This is a genomic window from Mesorhizobium sp. L-2-11 (assembly GCF_016756595.1).
GTDB lineage: Bacteria > Pseudomonadota > Alphaproteobacteria > Rhizobiales > Rhizobiaceae > Mesorhizobium.
In genome coordinates, this window is sequence record NZ_AP023257.1 from 5,047,468 (window position 1) to 5,072,415 (window position 24,948).

Annotated in this window: 21 protein-coding genes and 1 pseudogene; 12 read left to right on the top strand and 10 right to left on the bottom strand. The window is 57.8% G+C overall.

Annotation, left to right across the window (positions count from 1 at the left end):
• Nucleotides 1–369: 369 nt before the first annotated feature.
• From JG739_RS24190 to JG739_RS24215, 6 genes are all read left to right on the top strand, one after another.
• Nucleotides 370–1,617, top strand: a complete 1,248-nt coding sequence (locus tag JG739_RS24190; protein ID WP_202363711.1) for a glycosyltransferase — start codon at nucleotides 370–372, stop codon at nucleotides 1,615–1,617.
• Nucleotides 1,618–1,630: 13 nt separating this feature from the next.
• A complete protein-coding gene (locus tag JG739_RS24195; RefSeq protein WP_202363712.1) occupies nucleotides 1,631–1,801 on the top strand; it encodes a hypothetical protein in 171 nt (56 codons plus the stop codon).
• A gap of 46 nt (nucleotides 1,802–1,847) precedes the next feature.
• Nucleotides 1,848–3,065 carry a glycosyltransferase gene (locus tag JG739_RS24200; RefSeq protein ID WP_202363713.1) on the top strand — a complete coding sequence of 406 codons (1,218 nt, stop codon included), beginning with the start codon at nucleotides 1,848–1,850 and terminating at the stop codon, nucleotides 3,063–3,065.
• 91 nt (nucleotides 3,066–3,156) lie between these two features.
• Nucleotides 3,157–4,299, top strand: a complete 1,143-nt coding sequence (locus JG739_RS24205; protein WP_202363714.1) for a hypothetical protein — start codon at nucleotides 3,157–3,159, stop codon at nucleotides 4,297–4,299.
• Nucleotides 4,300–4,405: 106 nt separating this feature from the next.
• On the top strand, nucleotides 4,406–5,605 hold the full coding sequence (locus tag JG739_RS24210; RefSeq protein WP_202363715.1) for a glycosyltransferase family protein: 1,200 nt from the start codon (nucleotides 4,406–4,408) through the stop codon (nucleotides 5,603–5,605).
• Nucleotides 5,541–7,082 (top strand): lipopolysaccharide biosynthesis protein, encoded by a 1,542-nt coding sequence (locus tag JG739_RS24215; RefSeq protein WP_202363716.1) that lies wholly within the window; start codon nucleotides 5,541–5,543, stop codon nucleotides 7,080–7,082. The genes JG739_RS24210 and JG739_RS24215 overlap by 65 nt, the downstream gene beginning before the upstream one ends.
• A gap of 3 nt (nucleotides 7,083–7,085) precedes the next feature.
• On the opposite strand, the gene JG739_RS24220 is transcribed toward JG739_RS24215, so the two are convergent.
• Complete coding sequence (locus JG739_RS24220) at nucleotides 7,086–7,829, bottom strand: sulfotransferase family 2 domain-containing protein (protein ID WP_202363717.1); 744 nt, start codon at nucleotides 7,827–7,829, stop codon at nucleotides 7,086–7,088.
• A 345-nt stretch (nucleotides 7,830–8,174) separates the two neighbouring features.
• Here JG739_RS24220 and JG739_RS24225 point away from each other — a divergent pair, with 345 nt between their 5' ends.
• From JG739_RS24225 to JG739_RS24240, 4 genes are all read left to right on the top strand, one after another.
• Nucleotides 8,175–10,232 carry a hypothetical protein gene (locus JG739_RS24225; RefSeq protein ID WP_202363718.1) on the top strand — a complete coding sequence of 686 codons (2,058 nt, stop codon included), beginning with the start codon at nucleotides 8,175–8,177 and terminating at the stop codon, nucleotides 10,230–10,232.
• Between the two features lie 244 nt (nucleotides 10,233–10,476).
• The gene (locus JG739_RS24230) at nucleotides 10,477–11,793 is read left to right on the top strand and encodes an O-antigen ligase family protein (protein WP_202363719.1); all 1,317 of its coding nucleotides are present in this window, start codon (nucleotides 10,477–10,479) and stop codon (nucleotides 11,791–11,793) included.
• The gene (locus JG739_RS24235) at nucleotides 11,790–12,755 is read left to right on the top strand and encodes a glycosyltransferase family 2 protein (protein WP_202363720.1); all 966 of its coding nucleotides are present in this window, start codon (nucleotides 11,790–11,792) and stop codon (nucleotides 12,753–12,755) included. The genes JG739_RS24230 and JG739_RS24235 overlap by 4 nt, the downstream gene beginning before the upstream one ends.
• A gap of 2 nt (nucleotides 12,756–12,757) precedes the next feature.
• Nucleotides 12,758–13,717 (top strand): class I SAM-dependent methyltransferase, encoded by a 960-nt coding sequence (locus JG739_RS24240; protein ID WP_202363721.1) that lies wholly within the window; start codon nucleotides 12,758–12,760, stop codon nucleotides 13,715–13,717.
• A gap of 150 nt (nucleotides 13,718–13,867) precedes the next feature.
• Here the strand turns inward: JG739_RS24240 and JG739_RS24245 are convergent.
• The 4 genes and pseudogenes from JG739_RS24245 to JG739_RS24260 all read right to left on the bottom strand — a co-directional run.
• A pseudogene (locus JG739_RS24245) lies at nucleotides 13,868–13,972 on the bottom strand (IS66 family transposase); the annotation flags it as partial.
• Nucleotides 13,973–14,013: 41 nt separating this feature from the next.
• Entirely contained in the window at nucleotides 14,014–15,150 is a 1,137-nt protein-coding gene (locus JG739_RS24250) for a glycosyltransferase family 4 protein (protein WP_202363722.1), read from the bottom strand.
• A gap of 206 nt (nucleotides 15,151–15,356) precedes the next feature.
• Nucleotides 15,357–17,225: a Wzz/FepE/Etk N-terminal domain-containing protein gene (locus JG739_RS24255; RefSeq protein ID WP_202363723.1), complete on the bottom strand. Its 1,869-nt coding sequence runs from the start codon at nucleotides 17,223–17,225 to the stop codon at nucleotides 15,357–15,359.
• Nucleotides 17,226–17,788: 563 nt separating this feature from the next.
• Nucleotides 17,789–18,004 carry an exopolysaccharide production repressor protein gene (locus JG739_RS24260; RefSeq protein WP_202363724.1) on the bottom strand — a complete coding sequence of 72 codons (216 nt, stop codon included), beginning with the start codon at nucleotides 18,002–18,004 and terminating at the stop codon, nucleotides 17,789–17,791.
• Nucleotides 18,005–18,561: 557 nt separating this feature from the next.
• Between JG739_RS24260 and JG739_RS24265 the strand changes: the two genes are divergently transcribed.
• Nucleotides 18,562–19,860, top strand: a complete 1,299-nt coding sequence (locus tag JG739_RS24265) for a polysaccharide biosynthesis/export family protein (RefSeq protein ID WP_202363725.1) — start codon at nucleotides 18,562–18,564, stop codon at nucleotides 19,858–19,860.
• A 179-nt stretch (nucleotides 19,861–20,039) separates the two neighbouring features.
• Here JG739_RS24265 and JG739_RS24270 read toward each other — a convergent pair whose 3' ends face one another.
• On the bottom strand, nucleotides 20,040–21,032 hold the full coding sequence (locus tag JG739_RS24270; RefSeq protein ID WP_202363726.1) for a glycosyltransferase family 2 protein: 993 nt from the start codon (nucleotides 21,030–21,032) through the stop codon (nucleotides 20,040–20,042).
• 478 nt (nucleotides 21,033–21,510) lie between these two features.
• Here JG739_RS24270 and JG739_RS24275 point away from each other — a divergent pair, with 478 nt between their 5' ends.
• A complete protein-coding gene (locus JG739_RS24275) occupies nucleotides 21,511–22,185 on the top strand; it encodes a protein-L-isoaspartate(D-aspartate) O-methyltransferase (RefSeq protein ID WP_202363727.1) in 675 nt (224 codons plus the stop codon).
• A gap of 66 nt (nucleotides 22,186–22,251) precedes the next feature.
• Here JG739_RS24275 and JG739_RS24280 read toward each other — a convergent pair whose 3' ends face one another.
• From JG739_RS24280 to JG739_RS24295, 4 genes are all read right to left on the bottom strand, one after another.
• A complete protein-coding gene (locus tag JG739_RS24280) occupies nucleotides 22,252–22,440 on the bottom strand; it encodes a hypothetical protein (protein WP_202363728.1) in 189 nt (62 codons plus the stop codon).
• Nucleotides 22,441–22,500: 60 nt separating this feature from the next.
• Nucleotides 22,501–24,141: an IS66 family transposase gene (gene tnpC / locus JG739_RS24285; RefSeq protein WP_183445373.1), complete on the bottom strand. Its 1,641-nt coding sequence runs from the start codon at nucleotides 24,139–24,141 to the stop codon at nucleotides 22,501–22,503.
• 76 nt (nucleotides 24,142–24,217) lie between these two features.
• Nucleotides 24,218–24,562: an IS66 family insertion sequence element accessory protein TnpB gene (gene tnpB / locus JG739_RS24290; RefSeq protein ID WP_183445374.1), complete on the bottom strand. Its 345-nt coding sequence runs from the start codon at nucleotides 24,560–24,562 to the stop codon at nucleotides 24,218–24,220.
• Complete coding sequence (locus JG739_RS24295; RefSeq protein WP_183445375.1) at nucleotides 24,559–24,945, bottom strand: transposase; 387 nt, start codon at nucleotides 24,943–24,945, stop codon at nucleotides 24,559–24,561. Before JG739_RS24295 ends, tnpB begins: the two co-directional genes overlap by 4 nt.
• Nucleotides 24,946–24,948 lie beyond the last annotated feature (3 nt).

Sequence of the window (24,948 nt, forward strand, 5' to 3'; positions counted from 1 at the left end):
CTAGTCCTTTGGACCCAGTCCGATTCCGCGCAAAACGCAGAAGTATTAGCACTAACATATCACAGAATAATCGCTCCGCTGTGCCCGGGGTAACAGCGACACGTCTCTGAGACGTTTAAATCCAACAAGATAAATCTGATCTGACCGACTGGAAGCCATTGGGATAACCCCTCCTATGGACGGCACGTGCCACGACCCAAAAGGACAAGGGTATCCCAGGATTCGGGGTTCGTCTCCATACGGCACCCACTGAGGTGTGGCATGTCACCCCAATGCAGTAGCACCGATATCGGGACGCATGAGACCGAAAGCGCGGCTCGGCGTGGGAACGCACCCACCGGACGGATTCAGCGCGATCGGTGCGGCGATATGAAAGCACAGGATGCGGAGGGCAAGTTTGACCGGGGGCATCGACTGCGTATCGCTCATGTCATTACCCGTCTCATCAATGGCGGTGCTGATGAGAATACCGTCCATTCCTGCAATTGGGCCGCGCAAGGGGGGCATGATGTTGTCCTGCTGCATGGCGAGGTGGTCCAGCCGGAAATTGTAGCTAAAGTGGACCCGCGGGTGGAACTCATTGGCGTCCCAGGCCTGACCCGATCCATTTCGCCTGTCTCCGACGTGAAGGCATTATTGGCGCTCACCCGGAGATTCCGCGCCTTGAATGCCGACATCGTGCATACGCACACCAGCAAGGCAGGCATTCTCGGGCGGCTCGCCGCATGGGCGGCGGGAGTTCCAGCGATCGTTCATGGCGTGCATATCGTGCCTTTTGTCAATGTCGGCGTCGCCGAGCGGTTTGTCTATCTCGCCTTGGAAAAGCTGGCAGCGCCAGTCACCAGTGCGTTCATCAGTGTGAGCGAGGGCATCCGCGACTTATGCTTGAGCGCAGGAGTGGGACATCCAGACAGACATTATGTCGTCCGTTCCGGATTCGATCTCGATCGTTTTCGCAACGCCGGTCCGCCCGACGATTGGCGCGATTTGTTGCGCTTGACGCCGGGCGCGCCGCGCCCGCCCGTGCTCTTGATGATCGCGGCTTTCGAGCCACGCAAGCGACACACGGAATTTCTGGACGCTTTCAACAAAGTCGCCCTCCGGTTACCCGACGCGATGCTTGTGCTCGCGGGCGACGGGCCGCTTCGCTCGACCGTGGAATCGCGGGCCAAGCGGCTTGGGCTCGAGCGACAAGTGGTCTTTGCCGGTTATCGGGACGACCCCGAGCGGCTGATTGCACTCGCGGATCTCTGTCTGCTCTGTTCCATGCGGGAGGGATTGCCCCGCGTGGTCATGCAATATCTCGCCGGCGGCAAACCCTGCGTCGCTTGCGATCTGCCAGGTCTTCGCGAAGTGCTCCGCCCTGGTATCAACGGTGTGATTACACCCGCGGACGATTTGGCAGCCATGGCCGACGCCATTGCCGCCGTCCTGGAGGATCGTGAAAGACTGGCTTGCCTCGCCCAAGGTGCCGCGGCGACGGATCTTTCAAACTGGGACGTCAAGCTGATGGGCAACCGCATCGATGCCGTTTACCGCGAGGCTCTTGACCAGCATCGGGCAAGCAGGGGAGTGTCAACAAGGTCTCCTGTCCGAAATGTGGCGCTTCCGCGATGAACGGGTGCAGCCTATGCGTTTGACGGTGATCGGGCAGCCTGCCGGATTGGTTAGCGGTGCATACTTTGCCGATTTCGGGGATGAGGTGGAGTGCGCCGATCTGGACGACAAGGGGATCGAAGCGCTGAAAGGCAGTGAGACGCCAAAGAGGCATCTTCTTTCTTTGCACATGGGACGGGAGTAAACTTGGTGGCCGCCTTGGCTCCAGGAACGCTATCCGGCGGATTGGTATGATTGCAGCAGAAGTTGCCTCCGCTTATCCGATGAAGCCCCCGCGAGCCGAAGCTCTTCCCGGCATACGTGTTCTGCTCGTGCTCCCAACCTATTTTCCTGAGTCATATGGCGGCGGCGAACAACAGGCGCGGCGATTTGCTCGGGCGCTGGTTGAAAGCGGCGTTTCCGCAACCATTTTGGCACCCAGACTGTCGCGCTCGACCCCGAAACGGTCCGCCATCGACGGGGTGCCTATCCATCGCCTTCGTTTGCGCGCGGCTCCGTATTTGGGCGGGCGGCATATGCTGTCGTTCCTGTCGTGGTGTGTCCAGGTTTTGATCTGGATGCTGCGCCGTCGCGACGAATTCGACGTCGTACATATCATCCATGCCCGACTTCACGCTGTTCCGGCGGCATTGGCAGGAGCCCTCCTGCGCAAACCGGTTCTCGCAAAATTGGCCCGGGGCGGACGGTGTTTCGATCTCGACGTTGTGCGCGAAAAGAAAATCATCGGTCGCTGGGCGTCCGCGTTGATTAAGCGTCACGTCACGGCCTTCATCGCCAATAGCCGCCAAATCGCTGGTGATCTGAAGAGACATGGCATCGGCGCGGATCGCATTCATATGATTCCGAATGGGATCGATCTGCCCCGCAAGCCGCGCCGCAAGCCGAACGCCGATGGGAGCCGACGCTTTATCTGCCTTGGCCGCCTCGATCCGGAGAAATGCCTCGAGCACATGATCGATGCGTTCGCGGCACTTCCCGCCGACGCAAAGGCGCAACTCACCATCCTGGGCGATGGCCAGTGCCGCGCCGCGCTCGAGGAACAGGCGGCCCGGTTGGGCCTTTCCGGCAGGGTCACATTCGCCGGCGCAGTCGAAGATGTCTTTCCCTTTCTATGCGACGCAGATTTCTATCTTTCCACCTCGGTGTCAGAAGGCATGTCAAACGCCCTGCTCGAGGCCATGAGCTGCGGCGTGGTGCCGATCGTCACCGATGTCAGCGGTGCGTCCGATATTGTAGAGCATGAGCGCAGCGGTTTTTTGGCTCACTCGCATCCGGAGTATTGCGGACTCCTTCTTCGCGCGCTCGGCCTATCGGACGCCGAGCGCGATGAGATGGCGCGGCGCGCAGTACAAACGATCGTATCGCGATTCACTATGGAAAGCGTCGCAACACGACAAATGAGTCTCTTCGCCACGCTTATGCAGAAAGCTTTGCCATGCGCCCGCTGAAGCTTGCTTGCGAGACAATGCGGCGGAATCTCGCAGCTTTTGTCCGCATTGCTCGCTTCGTCTTGCTTGAACCCTCGGGTAAAAAGATAACATGAAGCTCATCCTTCATATCGGCACTGCTAAGACGGGCACCACAGCGTTGCAGCATTTCCTGTGCGTGAATGCAAAGAAGCTCCGCAAGTACGGCATTCACTACGCCACGCCTCCGAACGAGTTCAATTTCAACAGCATTACCAATACTCTGTTGCTGACCGGACTGGATAAATTTCGGACTTTCTTCCTGAATCAGCTGAAAGTGGCCGAAAGAGACGGAGCTCACACGATCATCGCAAGTTCCGAAAGTCTCTATTCGATCAGTGCCCTATTAGAGGAGCGCAATTTGATCGAACAGTTGCGTGCTTCCATTCCGGCGGAGGTGGAATGCCGTGTGCTGTGTTATGTGAGAAGGCCGGATCATTGTCTCGAGTCGTTATACAACCAGAACGTCAAGCGCGGCGTTATCGGCGCTGGACTTCTTGGCGATCAAACGCGCCAAGTATCTCTGTTCACCGGAGACGTTATAGATTTCCTAAAAATAATCGAGGGTATGCTGGACTATCATCGATGCCTGTCCATTTGGCGCGAAGTCTTTGGGAGCAGCGCGTGTTCGGTACGCGCTTACGAAGCGGCCCTGCCAAATCTGATCGAAGATTTCGTGAGACATGTTCTCGATCTTGAGGATATCTCGTCTTTCACGCAGCTGCGTCTTCGTTCGAATGAGAGGATAAGCCGAGATGTATTGGAATATAAGCGCCTAAGACATGAGAATATTTCTTATTCCGAGCATAAATTGGAGCGCAAGATATTTGAATTGGTAGACAAGATAATTACAAGCCCCAACAACAATCACGAATATCTCTCACCCGATGAAAGAGCCGCGCTCCTTTCGAGGCTAGAGCCCTCCATGGAGCGGCTACGAACGGAATTCACTCTGCCGCCCTTTCCGCGGTTCGACCTCGAAGCGGCCAGCGCGTCCTGGCAGCCTTATCCGGGACTTTCGCTCGAAAAGAGGCGCGAGATCGAACACCACTACAACGCCGTTCAACGTCAGGTCGGCTTCCGTCTGGAACGCCTTCTCATACGGGCGGCGTCGTTGACGCGCAGGCGGCTGCCATTTCTCTCATGGCTTCTCGATTCTGCGCGCGGCAGCGGAATACGCAGATTGTTGCTGGAAGCAACAAGCCGGTTTCAGTGAACCAGTGCGCCGTGATGTCGCGATGCTTAGCGGGGGGTGCCTGTCCGTCCGCATAAAGACTAGGTTGATGAAGCGATGACGGCAACGGCGATTGGGCGCCTAAGCAATGAGTAATTTGAAGCTTGTCTATGCGCATCCCGTGCCTATTCCGGGCCAGGCGGCAAACACCGTGCAGGTCGTGAAGGCATGCAGCGCGTTTCAAGCAATCGGGTGCAGAACTGTTCTTGCAATTCCCCTTGATCGACCCGGCACAAACAAGTGGAGCGAAATTAGGAAGGCCTACAATCCAGAGCGGCGTGTTGGTTTGTGGCGCATACCATTCGACCATTTTCCAGCCCAACAGCTTGTCTTTGGCGGTGCCGTGTCGTTGCTCGCATGGCTGACGGCGCGCGATGCCGTGATCACACGGTCGATCTCCGTTGCCAGGGTTACGGCTGCAGCGGGCAGGCCAACGGTCCTGGAGTTGCACAGCCCGGTTGAAGCCGAGCGCCAAGCTGTCATCAAGCGCTTCCACATGTTGGTGAAGTCGAAAAACCTTCTTTCACTCGTTGTCATCAGCGAAGCGTTGAGGAAACACTTTGAAAGCCGGTGGCCCGAGTTGTCAGGTCGCATCCTGTCCACGCCGCTCGGTGGCGATCTCGTGACAGAGCCGACGCAAGGCGCGATCCCGCTCTGCGGGGATTTCAATGTTGGATATGCGGGGCAACTCTATCCAGGAAAAGGAATGGAGATCATACTTCCTCTTGCGCAAGCCTGCCCTTGGGCTACCTTTCATATCGTCGGTGGGGCACAGCATGACATCGACCAGTGGCGGGCGCGGGCAGAATCTGAGAGAAATATCATCTTTCACGGATATGTGCCGCATGCGCGGATCCCGTCCTTCCTTGCGGCGTTCGACGTGGCGCTCGCGCCCTACCAGCGGGTTGTACGAGGCGTCGGCAATGATGCCACGAACCTGGCCGATTGGATGTCGCCCCTGAAGGCATTCGAATACATGGCGCATGGAAAAGCCATCCTCTGCAGCGATCTTCCGGTTTTGCAAGAAATATTCACCGGTGGCGAAACCGCACTTCTTTGCTCCCCGGATGATCCTATGGATTGGACTCGGGCGCTGACCCAATTGCGCGACAATACTGAGTTGCGGAGGCGACTTGGTGAGAACGCGAGACGGCGAATGGAGCGCGAATTCACCCGCGAGGCATGGGCGAGAAAAATAGCCCATGATATTGGATCGCGTTTGCATGCAGGGAAACGCCGCAGGCCAATTGAACGGTCTGGAGCAGGTCAACTTGGACGAAATAACTGAAGATAAGAACCTGACAAGAAGGGCGGCCAGGGGCCTCTCGTGGTCGGGTGCCACACTGCTGGCTCGGACCGTATTGAACATCTTTGTCACGGCTGTCCTCGCTCGCCTGCTTTCTCCTCAGGAATATGGTGTCGTTGGCGCCGCGCTTATCGTGGGGGCCCTCGGCAACACAATCGCCAATCTCGGCATGTCCAACGTCGTGGTCCAGCGGAAGGACCTCGATAAGCGCCATATGGGAACCATCTCGTTCCTGTCTCTGCTGATCGCCGTCGGGCTTGCTGTGCTTCAGTGGCTGCTTGCAGGTCAGATCGCCGATTTCCTTCATGTGCCGGAATTGGTCCTCGTTTCGCGCGTCCTGGCGGTCATGATGGTCGCGAACGCGTTCAATCTGACCGCCGAGGCCATTTTGTCGCGGCACCTGAAATTCAAAATATCCTCTATAGCGAGGCTGGTCGCTTGGATTGCTTCCCACGTCGGCCTAGCCATTCCGCTTGCCTATTTAGGATTCAGCTATTGGGCCTTGGTGGTCGCGTATATGGCTGAGGCATTCATCCTGGCCGCCATCTATTTCTTCATCGCCAGGGACTATCTCGTGAGTCCCCGTTTCGACATTCAGTCCTACCGCGATATCCGCAGACAGAGCCTGGGCTATTCGCTGGCCGGTATATCGAGCTTCACCGCCAAATATATCGATAATGTTATTGTCGCGCGCTTGATCGGCACCGCCGAGCTGGGCATTTATTCGCGAGCGTATTATCTGATCGCGATGCCGGCAAATCTGTTCGGCGATCTGAACAAGAGCGTGGTTTTTCCACTCCTGTCGAAGGTTCATCACGATAAGGCCAGGCTCCGCACCGCTCAGCTCAAGGGTTATGCGTTGGCAGCGGCGCTTGCCCTACCGACTAGCGCGTTTCTATGCTGTTTTGCGAAAGAGCTTGTCCTGACAGTCCTCGGCCAGAAATGGATGGATGCCGTCGCTCCTATTATCGTATTCTCTGCAGTAATTTATTTCCGCGTGGGTTACAGAGTGTGCGCAGCCGTGACGCTTGCAACGGGCCAAAGTTACCGAACGGCTTCCATGCAGATCATTTACATGGCCCTTGTCGCTTCACTCGCATTCTTCTCGGCACCCCACGGCGTGAACGCGGTGGCGTTTGCAGTGTCCGGCGCCATTGCGACGAGTTTCTTCCTTTATGCGGCGATGAGTTGTCGGATAACGGGATTATCAGCTCTGGATTTCGCGCTCGTCCACATGCCGCCTGTCGCATTCGCCGCTGTGGTCTTCGCCACCGGCTCCGCGGTCAAAATGCTGCTTGACGGATCGCCCGCCTATCTTGTGCTCGCGATCGGGCTTCTCGTTGTAGGTACATTATCCGTTGTCACTCTCTATCTGAGAGCGTCGCTCCTCTTCGGGAAATACGGGGTGGAAGTCCTGCAAAGCGTGACATCCAAGAAGCTCAAATGGACGCTGCGCTAAGCCTCAGAACCTGTATCCGAACCGGTCGATAATATAGGCAAATCGTCGCCTTATCATTTCGCGGGATTCATCGTCGTAGTAGCTTCGGTAGCCCTCACGCTTGGTCGGGTTGAGTTGCTCCAGCAGAATTCCTCCATCCGACAAACCCGCAAGATCGCGGATGGCCCGAAGATCGGCATCGATCGTCTCGACCTTGCCCACATAGTCCACGATATCGCGCCCGGAGTCCTGAAACCAATCTTCCATGGAGCCGGTCACCTCGTTGATCATGCGCGTTCCGAAATCGGAGGCGAGAAAGCTCTTGAAGCTTCCCAGAGCCTGGACCTGCTCAACCTGGGCGCCGAAATGCGGATAGGTCGGCGCCTTCTGAAGCCACCAATTATAGCTCGAGACCATCAGATCCCACGGATTTCTGACGAAGGCGACCTTGAATGCGCGGCTCCAGAGTTCGTCTCCGATCCATGCCTTAAGCTCGCATGCCATCTTGTGCTTGTATGCAATCTCGCGGGCATAGGGCTCCAACTCGGGAAGGCGCGGCGTGGCGCCATACGCGTCGGACAATTGAGAGAAGTAGGAATGCAGAGACGTGCCGGCCGTCTTGGGAATATGGACGAAGATCACCCCGATGCTCGGAAAGATGTTTCGTTGCAGGCGCATATGCGAGCTCTTTGATCCGTAGCCGGGGCCTGGCTTCAGATTGCGCCAAAGCTGTTTTCCGTGACGGATGCCGAGAAAAAGGAGGGACATTTTTCGCTGCGTCTCCTTTCTGCGAGGCCAATGTAGCGGGTCAAAGGGTGTCATCGGCGTAGCCGAACAATCCCACGGTCGACAGAGTTGCGTGCGAGTTCCGGTCTAGTGTTGATACGGATCGAGCTGGGCAGCGGTCTGGCGTTCACATCCGCCACGATATAGGCTTTCTTTGGCCGTTCATAGGCAAATCAAGCCGTCATGATATACTGCCGGGGTTGACGTGTTCCGCGGTGAATTTCCTGCGAGGAGAAGCGCAATGGTCGGTAACGTCCGTCCAGGGTGCAGTCTTACCCCGAAGCCAGCGATTACTGGTGCGACGTGAGATAAGTAGGGCACACGACCATGACCAACCGCATTTCCCGCCGGGATCTGGCGCGGGCCGTATGCGCCGCCCTTGTGCTGACGGCAACTGGTCGCCCAGGACGGGATGCTCGCGCCGCCGGTCCCGCGCAAGGCTCGCAGTCGAAAGCTCACTCCTGGCATCCTGGTCTGTTCCCGGAAATGATTGTGAAATCCTGGTTTCAGGAGGATCTATCGGAAGGCGAAGTCTCCTCGTGGCAATCCGGCGGCGTGAAGTCGGTGGCTGCGGCGCAAGCCGAGCCCTCCCTGCGCCCAACAAAGCTTCCGAATAACGGCGGCGTCCTCTTCAAGAAGGACACGAAACAGGCGTTGACCTGGCCCGCCGATAATGATGCCCCGTATCTTCACCGCTGGTGGTTGGTGATCGCCCGGTGCAATTCGGCAGTCAACGCCGACGCGAAAAATGTTTCCGTTCTTTGCGTCAATGGGGCGGAGGGTGGCTCGGTGCATCGCCAGCCGCGGGTCTGTTTCAGGCCTTCGGCAGGCGCATTCGTTTCGCAGATCGATGACGGTAAGATTAAGAGCGAGGAAGGGCAATGCTCGACGGATTTTGGCGACTGGAATGTCATGGTCGGGTACCGCCGCGGATTCGCGATGCAGGCCGTGGTGAACGGGGTCAAGACGGCCGGCCAGACGGTTTATGCATTGACACCCAACCGGATGAAATCGCAGAGCTTCATGGGCGATGTGAACAATCCGATGAGGGCCGATGTCGCGATCGATTGCGTCATTATCGGACAAAGCGAACTGAGTGACTCGCAGATCGACAAGCTGATGGGATGGGGCATGTGGCGCGTCGGCCGGCAATCCGCCCTACCCGACGTTCATCCCTATCGCCAGAGCCCTCCTTCAGCCGTGGATGCGAATGACAAACCGGCACGTTATGCGTTCGATGCAGCCTCGTGGGCGTCCTGGGCAGCCATCGGCAAAGAGCGGCGATATGCTCATCGTGGTGAGGCGGCGCCCCCGATCCGCGCTTACACAACGGTTTTTTTTGACGACTTCGAATCCAACTCGGTTGTCGATTATTCCAAAGGCGCGCAAGGCAGCATCTGGTATGCGCCGACCCATCTGACGACCGTTGGTGTCGACGCCGCTACCCCGCCGATCTCGGCGTCACCCTCCTCCTATGTGCACGACGCCACCAGCCACACGCTGGCGCTCCGGCTCTTGCATAAGGGCCGTTGGAGAACAGGTGCGTTCTCTTCCGTGAACAACAATGGCCAGGGGCGGTGTTGGGGAAAGGGTATCTTTGAGATCCGCGCCAGACTGCCGAAGATCGCAGCGCCCCGCCCTGGATTTTTTCCTGCTTTTTGGGCGTATGGCAGGGATCATCTATTCTGGCGGACACGCAATCGTCTTGAGACGGACTTTTGGGAATATGACGGTCTCAATGGGGCCTATATCAACATCAGCCAGCACGTGCACAAACCCAGCCTCGGCTATGCAGATCCACATATCACGCCACGTGGCGTGCACCGGAAAATCGCCGGCTATCAAGTCGATCCATCAAGTGGTTTTCCCAGCACGATCGACGTATACGATGGCGAATTTCATACGTGGTACGCGCAGATCGAGGATGATTATACTTATTTCGTGATCGACGGCCATGAAGTCGCGCGCGTTCCGACGACGCCGGAACTCGCAGCGAAAAAATACATCATGGTGGATTTCGCTTACGATGAAAAAAAGGGTCGCGCTCAACCGGACCCGTCGCAGACGTATGACATGGTGATTGACTATATACGGGTCCGGCAGACGGAAACGGATCTGGCTAGGGTCCCGACGGGATTCAGCGCATTGCCGGCCTTCTCGGGCCAGGCTTCATCGGGCCAGGCGCTGACCGTCGTACCGAACGTTATTGCGTCGCAAATTGAGTGTCTATGGTATCGTGACGGCGTTCCGATCGTGGGCGAAACCGGCACAAGCTATGAGCTCAGCTCGCGGGATGTCGGGCATAAGATTCGCTGCCATGTTCGCGCGGTCTCCGTGCTCGACCAGCCAGAAGCCTGGACCCCGGAGAGCGAGACCGTCGGCTAGAACGCATCGACTGCGCGACGCCAGGATGCGTCATCACTCTCCGTCGGACTGCCTGACGTGCTCTGCCACTAGCAGTCCTCCCCGCAAGCGAGAAGGGTGAGCTTTCCCAACAGGCGGAAACCTCTTCGATATGCGATTGCCACAGCGGGCGGAACGATGAGGCCGTCGGCTCGAGCACGGTGAAGTGTTTCTCCGCGGGCTGGCATTGATACATCCAATAAGTTCTGTTTCCGGGGAAGAGAACATGCTAAAGAAGATCGCGCCCAGCGAGAGAGCTGTGATGCGTTATCTTCTCACATTCGCGGTACTGAGCCTCTTCCTGCCAATCAGGCTCGAGACGGGTCTTGTACTGCTGCGTCCGTTCGAGCTGATCGCATTGCTCATGCTCTTGATTGGCCTGGGGACAGGGCGTTGGCGAAGGTTGGCTTTTTCAGCCGGTTTTCTACTGCTCCTGCCCTTCTTGGGCTGGCACATGGTCTCGGCCTTCAGCGTGGACGCAGAGAATGGCCTGCGCGAGCTGTTGCAGACGTCCGCTGTGGGCGCCTTTGCGTTCGCCTTGGCACAGGAGGCCAGCCGGGTCGACACGCACAAGGCCGCCAACATCTTGCTTTTCGGCATGGCGCTGATCCTCGCCTATACGATCACCTGGCATGTCGCCCATGGCTACTTGGTCGGTTGGAAGCACCTGGTCGATCCGAGGCTCGCGTTCACCTTCCTTCCAATTGCGCTCGCAGGGCTCCTCCTCTTCGTCAACCGGGGCAAGCGGCGCATCCTTTGGTTTGTGTGGGCGGGGATACTTCCCCTGCTCGTGCTATCTGGGGAACGCAAGGCGTTTTTGATCTATCTCTTTCTGACCGCTGCGCTTCTGGTGCGCGGGCGGCTCGCTGCGGTAGTTCCGGCGATCGCCGCCGGCTTCGCGGGTCTTTTCGTGCTGTCGGCCATGGTCGACAACGACTATGTCGAAAAGCAATTGCAGACCATCCTCGATCCGCTGAGCATGGGGCAATACGAATATCTGGCCGCGACGGGGAAATATGCCCCTGGAGATACCCCGAGCAATGTCCAGCGCGCGTTTGCTTTCACTCTGTCCAAACAACTCATCTCCGAACATCCACTGATGGGCGTGGGTACGAACCAATTCAAGAATATCATCGATACGGATTTCAGCGGACTTCCTGACGAGTTGCGGCTTGGGATACATGGCGAGTTTCAACGTATCCTCACCGAGAACGGCATCATTGGGCTCAGCCTCTATCTTCTCATATGGATTGCTGCATGGTTTCGCTTAAGCCGTACTCTAGGCTGGGCGCTTTCTCACGGATTGATCGGAGCGGCCCAGGCACGGCTTCTGCCCCTCGTGCTCCTTGTTCCTTGCGCCCTTTACGTTGGAACAGAAGCCTCCGGCACACGAGCTTTCGTTACGCTGAGTCTTGTCTCGCTCCTGCCTGAATTGACGCGGCACGGGCTTTGCCTATCATTGCTCAGGATGCGGAGGAGCCACGCCAGGAGCATGAGACATCCTCGATTTCTCGCGAGCCCCGTGCCAGGAAACACGAGATGAGTGTTTCGGTTATCATGACATGCCACAATGAAGAACGCTTCATCGCGCAGGCAGTGGAAAGCGTGATCAATCAGACCGCGTCGAGCCACATCAAAGAGATCATCATTGTCAATGATGGCTCGAAGGACGGATCGTCGGAGGTGATTGCATCGCTGGGTCGCAGGGAGCCGCGCGTACATGTCCTGACGACGGCGGGTATCGGGCTTTCATCGGCGAGGAATCTTGCCATCAGACATGCTGCCGGCGATTTTATTGCAATTCTCGACGGCGATGACTTCTGGGCCGAGGACAAGCTTGAGCGTCAATTAGCCGTCTTGGGCAATGGCTGCAAGGCAGGTCTTGTCTATGGTGATTTTGTCGATTTTTCCGCTCCGGATCTGTCCGATGCTCTACACGTCGCCGTGCGCCGCTATCGCGCGGACCAATGCGATACTCTGCCGAAATATTTTCTGCTTGATGGGCCTATTATTCCTTCCAGTATGGTTATGCGGCGGGAGATGGTCGAAGATATCGGGTTGTTCAACGAGGCATTCAGGGCTGGAGAGGATACAGAGTTTTGTTTGCGCGCAGCCGAGCGTTGGACATTTCAACATGTGGCCGAAGCACTTGTCTACAAGCGTCGCCATGGCTCGAACATAACCCGCAGACTCGACGCGCTTCTGCCGGTAGCCGAACGCCTCACGCGAGAATGGGCCATGCGACGGCCGGAACTTACGCACCTCGCGCGTCGGCGCAATGCGCGTTTGTACACAAAGGCGGGCAATGATTGCGTGGCTCAAGGCGAAAAGAAACGCGGAGCGCGCTTGCTCATTCGCGCGATGCGGCACGATCCATTATCATGGCGGTTGTACGTTTACTTTTTTCTTTGCGCCCTGCCGAGGGGCATGGATCCGCATGTGCGCCGTGCAGCCAAGCTGTTGTTCTACCGCGCCTTGCGCAAACACGTTGCTGACGGCTCTTAAAGATGCTGGCGGAATGGCGAGAGTTCGAGCATCTCATGCGGCAGCCCGGGAATCCTTCCGTAGCGATTATTCTGTGCCGCGACGGCAGGACCATAACGGAGGCGAAATCAGAGTTCTCCGATGCGCGAACGACCGATTATCCGGTGGTGCATGGTCAGCCCGCACTGATCGATTTCTCTTGCAGTCTCGTGCGTCCCGATGTGCTGACGGCAAGTGGCATCTCACCCATAAAGAGGCGACCAAACTGGCTGAGGATCACGAAGGGTTGGCTCTTCGGAACTGCAAATCTCAGCGCGCAAAACGTTGTCAGCTTTCGCGATCACGTTCTCGCGTACGGCATTGAGTGCCCCCTCGTGCTCATGATCGGCGCCGGGACCAAGGGCGCGGGGACCGACGGCCTTTATGAAACCGAGGCCGTTCGACAAATTGCGTTCGACATCTACCCATCCGCACACACGCATTTCATCGCGGACGCCCATCAAATTCCGCTTGCCACTGGCTCGGTGGACGGCGTCTGCATTCAGGCGGTCCTCGAGCATGTTATTAATCCGGAACAGGTCGTTTCAGAAATATCCCGCGTGCTCAAGCCCGGTGGTCTCGTCTACGCCGAGACACCGTTCATGCAGCAAGTACATGAGGGCGCTTATGATTTTACGCGCTTCACTGAGGTCGGACATCGCTGGCTGTTCCGGAAATTCGAGACGATCAGTCGCGGAGCGCTCGGTGGACCCGGCTTGTCACTCTACTGGGCGGCGAAATATTTCGTACGTGGCCTCACCCGGAGCCGGTGGCTTGGTGACGTCTTTAGTCTTCCCTTCGCGCTGGCCGCGCTCATGGACCGCATGATCAGAGAGGATCACAAAATTGACGGCAGCAATGGAGCCTATTTCCTGGGAAGGCTCACCGGAACCAGTATCTCATTAAGCAGCATTGTCGACGAATATCGGGGCGCTCAACGCTAAGTACCGGGAACGGCGATCTCGTCCCCCCGCGGTCAGCAGCTCTGTCCTCGGCCGTTCCATACGCCTCTGCGAGGCCGTCATCGGCAAGTCTGTCGCCCTTGGCCCGGCTGCAACAGACGGCGTCTTCGGCGCCCGGTTCAGACATTAGAAAATGGAAACCATCGGCTTCAATGGCTTCTCTCCGCGCTGCGATCCAGCGAAGAGCCATGCCTTTCGCCCCAGAGCGATATCGCGCAGAGCGCGCTCGGCGGTGTTCCCGACTCCGGAAAAGCTGAGCAGCTACTTTGGCCTCGGGCTCAGCCCCATTTCAGCTCCGGAAACGTCGCGCCTGCACAGGTTGCCCAGTCGAAGGTGCGTGCCCGTGATTTGGCAAGAGCACCGTCGCGCTCACGCAGTTCTGCATTGGCCACATAGGTTGCTATCGCGCGGGCCATCGCGTTCACGTCCTCCGGGGGCACCAGCACACCAGTGGAGCCCATGACCTCGGGTATGCCGCCGACGGCCGTCGCTATCGAAGGACATCCTTGCGCACCGGCCTCAACCAACACTAGCCCGAAGCCCTCGATCTTTCCCTGTAGCTCTCGTGCGAACAATGTGTGGCACGCCGCACGGCGGTATAAGCGCTTCAAGTCGTCGTCGGACAGCCTACCGGTAGCGATCACTGGAACACGAGCTCGTGCCGCTTCATCCAATATCTTTGAGGCATAGGCCTGATCTTCGGCCCGTCCAGCCATCACAAAGATCGGATTGTCTAATCCGTATTCATCGCGCGCGCTCGCGATAGCCCGGACAGTTTCCAACTGACCCTTCCGAGGCTCGATACGTCCGACTGCGCAAATGACGCTTGCAGCTTGTGGTACAGCTGCAAGTTGCGGGTGTTCAAAATTCCCATGGATTGGCTGAAACCACATGGGATCCACGCCGAGATACGTGACGACACCCTTCCGGGGCATTCCAAAACTTTCGGAAAAGATCCGCAGCGTCGCATGTGAGTTGGCGAAAACGACCTCTGCTTCTTCGTAGGCGCGGCGTACAAACCGAAAAAGGATGGAATCGGTCCTGAATTTGCTGACTTCGCTGCCATGAATCATCGCTCGATACCCTCTGCGATGGAACGGTCGTAGCACAAATGTCAAAAGTACACTGCGTATGTCGGCGGCCAAAAACAACCTGTCCTTGGGAACGTTGCGCAGAATAGAAAGCGCCCGCAGCGCCCCGAATGGGGAAATTTGATGATGCCGCAGAATGCGATGGGTATCCGGCTCCTGGGGAACGGCAGGAAGGTCAGGATAGGCAGGCGCTATGACGGTCGCAGCGTGGCCACCAGCACGAACGATGTCGACCAACCGTCCGGCGTATGTTCCGATGCCACCAGGAAATGGACGATATTCGTACGTCATCAGGATGATGCCGTGCGGAGGCTGAGATATCATGGGTCAAGAACTCCCAACGCCGCCCGCCTCGCCTTTAGCCGATATGAGGGGATACTGTAGGCGGGCCGAGAAGCGACGATGTATCGCCGGTCCTTGCCGACGAACACCATCTCCTGCGTCTTGCGCGGATAGGCCCGGACGGAGCTTTTTCGTCAAAGCCCCTCCTTGGGCCATCTGCTCAAGACAAAACAATGCCTGCTCCAGAACTAGGTCTGGTAATACTGACTATAACGTTCACTGTAAAATTCGGCACTGCCGAACTTTTGATACCGCTTGATTCTCTTGAAATCGACCTTGTTGAGCAGAACGCCGATGCATTTATCCGCCAGGATCGGATTGTTGTTGAGAATTTCGCGCACGAATGTACGAGCGGTCACACCCCATTCAACAACCAGAACAAGGCCGTCGAGGTGCTGGACAAAGGACCTCACGTCCGCGACTGGAGCCAACGGGGGCAAATCAACGACGACATAATTGAACATAGGGCCTACCTTGAGCAGAAAGTCGCCCATTTTCTCGATAGGCTGCACGGTGTTTGCGAGCTTTTGTTGGCTCTGGTTCACGCCGGGCAGGAACCTCAATGGCAATGACTGATGGGCCAGCAAGTCTCTCGCATTGAATTCTCCAGCCAACAAGTTGGCCAGGCCTCGTTCCCAGCCGTTGGCTAACATAGGGGACAAGCCCGGATTGTGGATATCGGCATCGATCAACAACGTCTTACAACGCTGCATAGCAAGAACGATCGCCAAATTAGCAGCGACCAGAGACTTCCCTTCTCCCGGGAGGCAAGAAACAATGCCGAGCACCTTGGTGCTCTTCCTCGGCAACTCGACGTCAGCAGCGACTTTCACAGTTCGCATCGCTTCAGCGAATTCCGAGCGCGGATGTTGCTCCACCCAGCTGAAAGCGCTGTTCCCCACCTCGATGAATGACGGCTCTCCGGCCGCACGATCGTGCTTGTCTCGGCGAATTGGCTTCCCGTCCAGCAAAGGGATCATTCCGAGCGTCTGAAGTCCGAGTTCATCGCGCACTTGAGCCGTCGTGCGGAAAAAGCGCTCCCGGTACTCCCGAATTCCGCCCACACCGGCGCCAATCATGCCGGCGAGCACGACGCAGAACGCCAATGTAAGACTGCTATTCGGAGAACTCGGGCTGCTGGGCGTTGCTGCCTCCGAGATAGTCCGCGCCTCCGTCAACGCCATCGAAAGGTTCTGCAGGCTCGCTTGGTACTGCTGCAGGACCTGTTCATATTGCGACTTGAGAGAGGACGCCTCAAGTTCGAGCTGGCGCAAAGTAACCAGCGTTTCCTTGGTCAGCGTATTGTCTGTTCGGAACCTGTGGATTGCGAGCTCGGCATCGACCGATCGCTTCCGCACTGTCTCGAGTTCTTCCGCCAGTGCGCTGCGAGCTCGGATAATCGACTCGTCTTTGGCTCCGACTTGGTCAGAGATATAGATTTCTGCATATTTACTGGCTATTTTTTGCGCCATTTCGGCGCTAGGCGACCGAAACTGGACTTGCAGAATGTAAGAATCCCCTACACGTTCAACCGTTATATTCTCAGCCAGAATGCCAAATGCCTGCCATCGAGAATCGGATCCTTGCGCGGCGCTCGATTTCACCGGCGCTCCGCTTGCTTCGGAACTGCCGATGAATGGCCACCGAGCGACCCATCCTGTGAGACTGTCGAGCAATGAATATGGCGCTGACAAGAAAGAGCGATCGGTAGCAAGACCGAGGCTGTCAACGACCTTTAGCCCGATGCGGTCGGAACGCAACAATTCGACCTGACTCAGCATCATCGGGTCAAGCTGTGCGGAGCTTCCGCTCTCTGTCAACTTCGTCACGACGGATGGCTGGTTCTTGTCGATCAGGATTCTGGCGGTCGACTCATACAAGGGCACCTCGGCCCAAAGATACACCAGCCCCAGCACAAGTCCTGCGAGCGCGCATGTAAGGACGAACCTCAACTGCCGTTGCGCTGCCGCCACGAGTGTTTCGAGATCAATCGTTCCCCACTGAGGATCGCCGAATGTGAAGGCAGAATCCGGGTGCTTTTCAACTTCGCGGAGCATACGCCTTCAAACCCGTGCGATGAGACTGGCAGCGCATTGGTAGTAACAAAGACCTTATCACATTACCTGAATAAATGTCTGCAATTCAATATCGAGGCCCGCGGAGCCCAGGGCATGCCGCTCGGGGCGGGCATCAGCCCGCTCGTCGCCAAAGGCGCAACTCCTAACCTCGATGCCATAAACGAAACCTCACGCGGCCCATGCTCCGACTGCCGCAATTCCGCTGCATGTCGTAAGCTCCAATTGAAGGAATAAATTGAGTCGTATCGCCAAATGGCAAAATATCTGGGCAAGAGATTCCGGGCTCAGGTTGAGCCTGTCCTGCGGGAAACAGGGATGGCTCGTCGATCACAGACGCGCGATAACGATCACCGCAAGTGCGCTGCGCGCATTTGGCGCCGCGCGGAAAGCCTTTCCGCTGCCCGAATGAGACAGGTTGCAGTCACATTTTGTTTCGTGGTGTGGGGTGTCATCTTGCTCATCGTCCTGCTTAGCAGCCAGAGCCTGTAAAGGCGGAGACTGGCCCGCCTGACTTATTAAGTGGCTCGGCAGTTGCTCCGGACTTATCGCGCGATGTGTGACTTCGGAGTCGCCGGTTCCTTGGGGATCGAGCGCCACACCAGCAGCATGACAGCAACAAAGTACCCAATCTGTATCAAGATCCCACAAATTAACGTTTGGACAAATGTGGCCCAGAGGGAGTCGGTGAGCAAATATATACTGATGGCAAACGCCGACAGTACTATGATAAGGCCTCGCAAAAAAAGCAAAAAGGACATCGCCGTCCCACTCGCAGCCGCTGGTGTGACGCGCTTCTCGGCTATCCAAGCCTCAGCGCGTTAACCATCATAACATATCGGAACGCGTCAGAGCGACCAATATATTAGCAGGTGCGAATAAAGATGCCCCAACCTGGGCCGGGACGCTTGCTTCCAGGCGCCACCAACTCCCGTTCGGCGGCCAAGAGAGATTTGCCACGCGGATTGGCCATGACATGCAATCGGGATTTGGCAGAGGTTGAGTCGAGGTGTGTGTGCCAAGTTGAGCAAAATGGGCTGCTCGCTGGCCAGCGGTGTCGCTTCCGGTCGGCGACACGATGGTGACGTCAGCCATAGCGTTTACAGCTCCACGACTGCATCAGATTGACGAGCAGCATCTCGAACGATCGCGGTGGCCGCCGGATATTCTTCCAGCCGAATGATGATCAGAGTGGGGCGATCTCAGAACATCGTCTGCCTTGTTGCCGTTGTTCAGAGCGTAAATTCGCCTCAATGCAATGGCGTTGTGAGAAAGGTCTGCGTCGATGTCATGCTCAAGCATTGCGGGGTGATCGCGAATGTTGAATAGATCGGTGCGCTGGATGCGGGCAGGCAGCTGCGCTGCGCTCGCATGCATGTTTTTGTTGTTCGCATATGCGAATCTGTCGAATGGCGTTGCCCTAGCTGAGGAGCACAATGTCGGCCAGTACCGTCTGCAGACTGGCGACGTGATCGGCTTCGCTGTCATAGGCTATCCCGAGATGCAGAAGCGAGCTGTGATCGACCAAAGCGGTGTAATTGTGTTGCCGGTGCTGGGCCCATTAAACGTTCTCGGGAAGACAATAGAGGATGTTCGCAAGGAGGTAGTTGAGGTCCTAAAACCAAAATCCCTTCCGCAACGATCCACGGACGGCACTGAGACTTGGACTGGTTTTTATCCGGATCAGATTGTAGTTGATATTGAGGAATACCGACCCGTCTATATTGACGGGGACATTGCCTCTCCTGGGACTCAGGCCTTCAGACCAGGCATGACTGTCCGACAAGCTGTGGCGGCTGGCGGCGGCTATCAGCTCGGTCGCGGTGAGCTTGAAAACCCTGAAATGACAGCAGCGGACCTTGGCGGCCGCCTCCACATTCTGCGCATCAAGTACCAGGAAAGCGAAATCAAAGCTGCTCGCATAGAGGCGCAGCTGAGCGGCGCCAGAGCGATTGAGCTTCCGAACGCAGAACGTGACCCGAGCCTCGAACCTCGTCGCGACGAAGCTTTGCAGCAGGAGGGGGAGCATCTTGAAGCTGTCTATGCGGATCAGGAGAAGGAGCGCGCTTCGATTGAGTTGGCCAGAACCAAGGCGGCGGAACGAATGGGCTACCTGAAGGAGCAGCAGAAGGCGGATCAAGCGGGCGCAGCCGCAGATGCGGCGGAACTTGATCGCCTCAAGAAGCTCTTCGAAAAAGGTCTGGTCCAGATCACCAGCGTCAACAATGCTCAACGCGCAGTGTTCTTGTCGGCGACCCGCGCTTTGGAAACCAACGCCGAAATCGCTCGACTTGAACGCGACCAAGGAGATTTGCAGCGCAGTCTTGATAAGCTTATCGACCGGGGTCGAATTGACCTGATGGCTAATTTGCAGACTGAACGCGCAGCGATGACGCAATTGCGCGCTGAGATGGATTCTTTGACCAAACAAATCGCCTACGTGATGCAGATGCGCAGCGACCTTGTAGGCGAAGGGGACCGAATTACGATCGGTGTAACCCGCTCCACTGACGGACGGGCAGCAACGACCGAGGCGACTGAAGATACTCTGCTTGCTCCGGGTGACACCATCACAATTACGCTGGAGACCCCACCAGGAGCGGCGGTCGCGAACTAAACAATTAAGGTATTGTATAGAGGCGGCGCGTAGTTGCCCATGTCCTGTGGAAATATGGTCCGGCGCAGGATCGTTCTGGTGGCCGCTCAGGTTTCGGGCAGTGACGTGATTGCCGAGTGCGCCGCCAAAGTCTGGGATCAGGCATCTCGCTTCAACAGCTCGCCCGAACAGCGACGCCCTCACCTCTCCAGATAAATCTTTCCATAAAGAGGCCGTGACTCGGCGTTTCGCATCCGTTTCACTCGAACCTTGATCCAGCGAGGAACCAGCCCCCGGCAGCAGACGTCGACCGTGTGAGGCAGACGTGAAATGGCGGTGCGCGGCTCCAGGGCAAAGAGCTTCTTCGACAGGTACCAGGCTGCGGAAAGCCGCCCTTGAATCAAAGCTCTCACGGCAAGCCGATTGGTCGTGTCAAGCAGATGGGCATTGAGATCGCTCCCAAATTGCGGATATTTCTCGCGAAACTCGGCCAGGACAATTTCATACGAACGAAACATCTGCATGACATCGCTCGACATGTTGCCGATCGTCCTCCGGTAACCCACTAGATGTTGGGGCACGACACGAAACTCGTAATTCTCCGCTATTCTGAGGCACATTAGAAGATCTTCGCAGCCTTGTGCGTTCCTTGCCCTCAGGGAAGGATCAAACTGTCCCGCCCGCTCGAATGCGGAGCGACGTACAAGCATCGAACTTCCGTTACCGACAAAGTTGTTTCTGCACATGCGTTGCAGCACGCGACCATCGGCATCGGGCTGCTGGAATGAAAATATCCGGCCGTCCTCGTCGATCTCCGCAAACCAGCAATATGCCAGGCCAGCTGACGAGCCTCCTTCCTGCAGGACGCGCAGTTGCAGCGCGATTTTGGACGGAGCCCAAAGATCATCCGCATCCACGAACGCTAGAAACTCCGCATCTGTGGCAGCGGCGCCGGTGTTGCGCGCGTGCGCAACACCGGCGTTCGGCTGCCTGAGAAGGCGTATACGCCGGTCCTGCTCGGCATAGGCGGCCACGATTGACGCGGACCGGTCCGTCGACCCATCATCCACTACGACAATGTCCAGCGCCTGGTGGCTCTGCTGGCAGATGCTGGTCAGCGTCGGGAGAATGGTTCTCTCGGCATTGAACATGGGCACCACCACGCCTATCACAGTGGCATTGTGCTGGCTCATTTGCCTTCGTCTTCTCTCGCGACGTGGTAAAATGGCACATCAGGGCCGGTAGTTCCATCAGAATTCACTACTTTAGCCGATGAAGGATTCAACCACGACGGCCGAGCGGCAAGGCAGAGGTCAAACGCGTGGTTCCCGCACGAGGGCAGGGAGATGGTAGGTGGAACCAGGCTCAAACCTCGGACATGATCTTCACCCAACCTGTGATCCACGAGTCGTGCCGACAACAATCGCTGACTGCCCACGCATGCAGGCAATTCAGCGGCTCATCGTTCGATCACCGCGATCTAGGACATAGCGTTTTGGCGACATGGCACCGGATATCCACGGCCGCCGCCGATATCTACCAGACGCAACGCCAAAAATTACCTCCGGTCGCCGTGGCTATCCGCAACTGGAAACGATGGCGGGCGTTGCTGTGACGAACAGGATATAAGCCTAACTGGCAGCAAGCCTGGTTGAAGAAAGCCCGACGGTCATGAAGCCAATGAAGGAAGAGCATCTCGCAGTGCTACGCAGGCACATGGTCGAGATGATTGCGATCCATACCGACCTTGCAAGCGAAGAGCTTGGCAAGGCGGCGCTCGATAAACGGGTGATGGCAGCGATGCAGCGGGTGCCGCGCCATCTGTTCGTGCCAAGCTCGGTCGCGCCTTATGCCTACCAGGACATGCCACTGCCGATCGGCTTCGACAAAACCGTCTCGCAGCCGTTCATCGTCGCGCTCATGACCGATCTCCTTGCCCTCCAACCGCACGAGGCGGTGCTCGAGATCGGCACCGGCCTGGGCTATCAAACCGCAATCCTCGCGGAACTCGCCGGGCACGTTTGGAGCGTCGAAATCATCGAGGAATTCGCAAGCCATGCCGAGGCTCTGCTCCAGGACCTCGGTCTATCCAATGTCAGCATTCGTGTCGGGGACGGGTCTCGCGGCTGGCCCGAGCACGCCCCATTCGACAAGATCCTGGTCAGCGTCGCGGCGGGGCGGGCGCCGCCGGCTTTGCTTGAGCAACTCAGGCCGGGGGGCCGCCTGGTTATGCCTGTGGGCCCTGAACAAGGGCAGTTGCTGACGGTCATCGACAAGGGTTCGGCAGGACAACTGAAGACCCGCAAAATCATCCCGGTTCGGTTCAGCCGGCTCGAAACGGTCTAACAAGAGCACGGACATCCGGCACGCAGGGAGCGCCGGGCCGCCTCATCCTTATGGGATTTCGCCGTCTCACGGCTGCTTCGCGTCCGCTCGTTTGAGCATCGCAAATGCGCGATTGATCCGTTGCAGCGCTGTGGCGTTTACCAGCAGTGCGTATAGTGCGAACCCGCCCGTCAGAATCCAGGGCGAAGCGGTGCCCATGACGGTCGCCAACCCGTCGGCGACCAACAGCACGCAAATGAATACCAGGCGTTCCATCCGTTCGAAGAAATCCGGCCACGCGTGGTTTTCTATGGGGATTTCGATCGCCGTAAGCGGTCAGCCGATAACGTCAGGCCTAAAGTTCCAAGGCATGAGCATTTCGATTTCGGATGCCGGCCAGCCTTGAGCGATGCGGGTCAAGGTCTGCGAGAGCCAGTCGAGCGGATCGACGCTGTTCATTTTGCAGGTTTGCAGCAAGGTGGCTACCGTCGCCCAGGTTCGTCCACCGCCGTGGCTGCCGGCGAATAGACTATTCTTTCGCGTGATCGTCTGGGGCCTGATTGCACGCTCGACGATATTGGAGTCGATTTCGATGCGACCGTCCATCAGAAAGCGTTCCAGCGCCTCCCGCCGGGTGAGCGCGTAGCGGATCGCCTCGGCGGTCTTGGATTTTCCGGAGACCTTGCCCAGTTCCGCTTCCCATAGATCGAAGAGGCTCGCGACAATGGCCACGGACTTTTCCTGACGTAGCGCGGCGCGGCTTCCGGCATCCTTGCCGCGGACCTCGTCCTCGACCTTCCACAATTCGGTCATGGCGATGATCGAATCCGTCGCGGCCTGCGAGACCCCGCTGATGTGCAGGTCGTAGAATTTGCGCCGCAGGTGAGCCCAGCACCCGGCGAGCCGGATTGTTTCATTGCTGCCGGCTTTGGCCCGTGCCTTGACCAGGTTGGTATAGGCCGAGTAGCCATCCACTTGCAGGATACCGCTGAATCCGGCGAGGTGGCGCGCCACGCAATCCGCACCTCTGCTGTCTTCAAAACGATAGGCAACCATTGGCGGACTGGTTCCGCCATAGGGTCGGTCATCCCGTGCGTAGGCCCACAACCAGGCTTTCGTGGTTTTCCCGGAACCAGGGGCAAGGGTGGGCAAGGTCGTCTCGTCGGCGAAGACCCTTTCGCCCTCCTTGATGCGCTCCAGTATGTAATCAGCAAGCATCTGCAGCTCGAAGCCCAGATGCCCCATCCACTGCGCCATCAACGACCGGCTGATCTCGACGCCGTCGCGCAGATAGATCGCCTCCTGCCGATAAAGCGGGAGGCCGTCGGCGTATTTGGAGACGGCGATATAGGCGAGCAGCCGCTCCGTCGGCAGCCCGCTTTCGATGATGTGCGCCGGCGCCAGAGCCTGGACCACGCCGTCACGGCCCCGGAAGGCGTATTTGGGACGGCGCGTGACGATGACCTGGAACTTCGGCGGCACGACGTCCAGCCGCTCGGATCGATCCTCGCCGATCAGAACCTTTTCAAGCCCCTCGCAGTCGGCCGGGATTTCCGGCTCGACGACCTCCTCGATGCGTTCGAGGTGGGCAGCAAAGCCCTTGCGCGGACGCGGGGCGCGCTTCGGCTTGTTCCCGACCGCGCGGTCGAGTTCGCTCCGGATTTCCGAAAGGCCGGTCTCGACCTCTTCGAAGGCAAAGGAGGCCTGCTCGTCGTCGATGGCCAGGCGTAGCCGCTCGGAACGCGTGCCATGTTGCGTGCGCTGTAAAACTTTCAGGATTGACGTGAGATTGGCGATCCGCTCGCTGGCGCTTTTCTCGACAGCTTTCAGCCGGGCGACCTCCGCCTCAGATGCTGCGATCCGAGCGTCGGCGACTGCGATCCGGGCCTCGCTTGCAGCCTGCTCGCGAGCCATGGAAAGGATCATCGCCTTCAGCGCATCAACGTCGTCGGGAAGGGCAAGACCCGGTAGAACCATGGCAAGCAACAGAGCACAAAAACAGCCGCTTTCCCAACCGTTCCAGCCGCATGATTCATCTTGCCGCAGGCCGGTTTCAGCCCGTCGATAACGGCCGCCTGACCCTGGCCGGACGAATCTTTTTCCAGTCCAGTCCGGCCAGAAGCGCCATCAACTGGGCGTGGTCGAGACGCATGCGCGCGGCCGATATCCCCGGCCAGCAGAAGCTGTGATCTTCCAGAGTCTTCGAATAAAGACAAACCCCGCTGCCGTCCCACCACACGATGCGAACCCGGTCCGCACGCTTCGAACGGAATACGTGAAGTGCCCCCGAGAATGGGTCCAGGCCGCCATCCCTGACCAGCGCCATCAAAGATGCCGCGCCCTTGCGGAAGTCGACCGGCTGGCACGACACGTAAACCACCACACCGGAAGCGATCATGCCTTACGAACCGCGCGGATGATCCTCGCCAGGCGATCGGGATCGACATCGCCGCCGGCGCGCACCACTGCGTCGCCAATGACGATTTCCACCGTGTCGCTGCCCACCGCTTCAAAGCGCGTGAACTTCGCCGGCTTGCTCGCTCCCTCCGTCAGTGGCGCAACCATGCCCGACGAAAGCGCCTTGCGGCGCCACGCATAGAGCTGCGAGGGGTCCAGCCCCTCGGAACGCGCAACCGCCGAGACATTGCCCCCTGGCGAGAACGCTTCGGCGACAAGCCGTGCCTTCTCTTCGTCCGACCGATGGCGCGGCTTGCGTCGGGACGGCACAGGCTCCGCCGTCAAAATCTCGAATGTTCGATGATGGCTCATACTGTCGCTCATAGG

Coding starts and splice junctions, on each gene's coding strand:
- JG739_RS24280 (WP_202363728.1), bottom strand. CDS start 22,440: ATGGAACGCCTGGTATTCATTTGCGTGCTGTTGGTCGCCGACGGGTTG.
- JG739_RS24260 (WP_202363724.1), bottom strand. CDS start 18,004: ATGTCCTTTTTGCTTTTTTTGCGAGGCCTTATCATAGTACTGTCGGCG.
- JG739_RS24275 (WP_202363727.1), top strand. CDS start 21,511: ATGAAGCCAATGAAGGAAGAGCATCTCGCAGTGCTACGCAGGCACATG.
- JG739_RS24225 (WP_202363718.1), top strand. CDS start 8,175: ATGACCAACCGCATTTCCCGCCGGGATCTGGCGCGGGCCGTATGCGCC.
- JG739_RS24190 (WP_202363711.1), top strand. CDS start 370: ATGAAAGCACAGGATGCGGAGGGCAAGTTTGACCGGGGGCATCGACTG.
- JG739_RS24250 (WP_202363722.1), bottom strand. CDS start 15,150: ATGATATCTCAGCCTCCGCACGGCATCATCCTGATGACGTACGAATAT.
- tnpC (WP_183445373.1), bottom strand. CDS start 24,141: ATGGTTCTACCGGGTCTTGCCCTTCCCGACGACGTTGATGCGCTGAAG.
- JG739_RS24230 (WP_202363719.1), top strand. CDS start 10,477: ATGCTAAAGAAGATCGCGCCCAGCGAGAGAGCTGTGATGCGTTATCTT.
- JG739_RS24240 (WP_202363721.1), top strand. CDS start 12,758: ATGCTGGCGGAATGGCGAGAGTTCGAGCATCTCATGCGGCAGCCCGGG.
- JG739_RS24205 (WP_202363714.1), top strand. CDS start 3,157: ATGAAGCTCATCCTTCATATCGGCACTGCTAAGACGGGCACCACAGCG.
- JG739_RS24235 (WP_202363720.1), top strand. CDS start 11,790: ATGAGTGTTTCGGTTATCATGACATGCCACAATGAAGAACGCTTCATC.
- JG739_RS24265 (WP_202363725.1), top strand. CDS start 18,562: ATGTTGAATAGATCGGTGCGCTGGATGCGGGCAGGCAGCTGCGCTGCG.
- JG739_RS24215 (WP_202363716.1), top strand. CDS start 5,541: ATGCAGGGAAACGCCGCAGGCCAATTGAACGGTCTGGAGCAGGTCAAC.
- JG739_RS24200 (WP_202363713.1), top strand. CDS start 1,848: ATGATTGCAGCAGAAGTTGCCTCCGCTTATCCGATGAAGCCCCCGCGA.
- JG739_RS24255 (WP_202363723.1), bottom strand. CDS start 17,225: ATGCTCCGCGAAGTTGAAAAGCACCCGGATTCTGCCTTCACATTCGGC.
- JG739_RS24195 (WP_202363712.1), top strand. CDS start 1,631: ATGCGTTTGACGGTGATCGGGCAGCCTGCCGGATTGGTTAGCGGTGCA.
- JG739_RS24270 (WP_202363726.1), bottom strand. CDS start 21,032: ATGAGCCAGCACAATGCCACTGTGATAGGCGTGGTGGTGCCCATGTTC.
- JG739_RS24295 (WP_183445375.1), bottom strand. CDS start 24,945: ATGAGCGACAGTATGAGCCATCATCGAACATTCGAGATTTTGACGGCG.
- tnpB (WP_183445374.1), bottom strand. CDS start 24,562: ATGATCGCTTCCGGTGTGGTGGTTTACGTGTCGTGCCAGCCGGTCGAC.
- JG739_RS24210 (WP_202363715.1), top strand. CDS start 4,406: ATGAGTAATTTGAAGCTTGTCTATGCGCATCCCGTGCCTATTCCGGGC.
- JG739_RS24220 (WP_202363717.1), bottom strand. CDS start 7,829: ATGTCCCTCCTTTTTCTCGGCATCCGTCACGGAAAACAGCTTTGGCGC.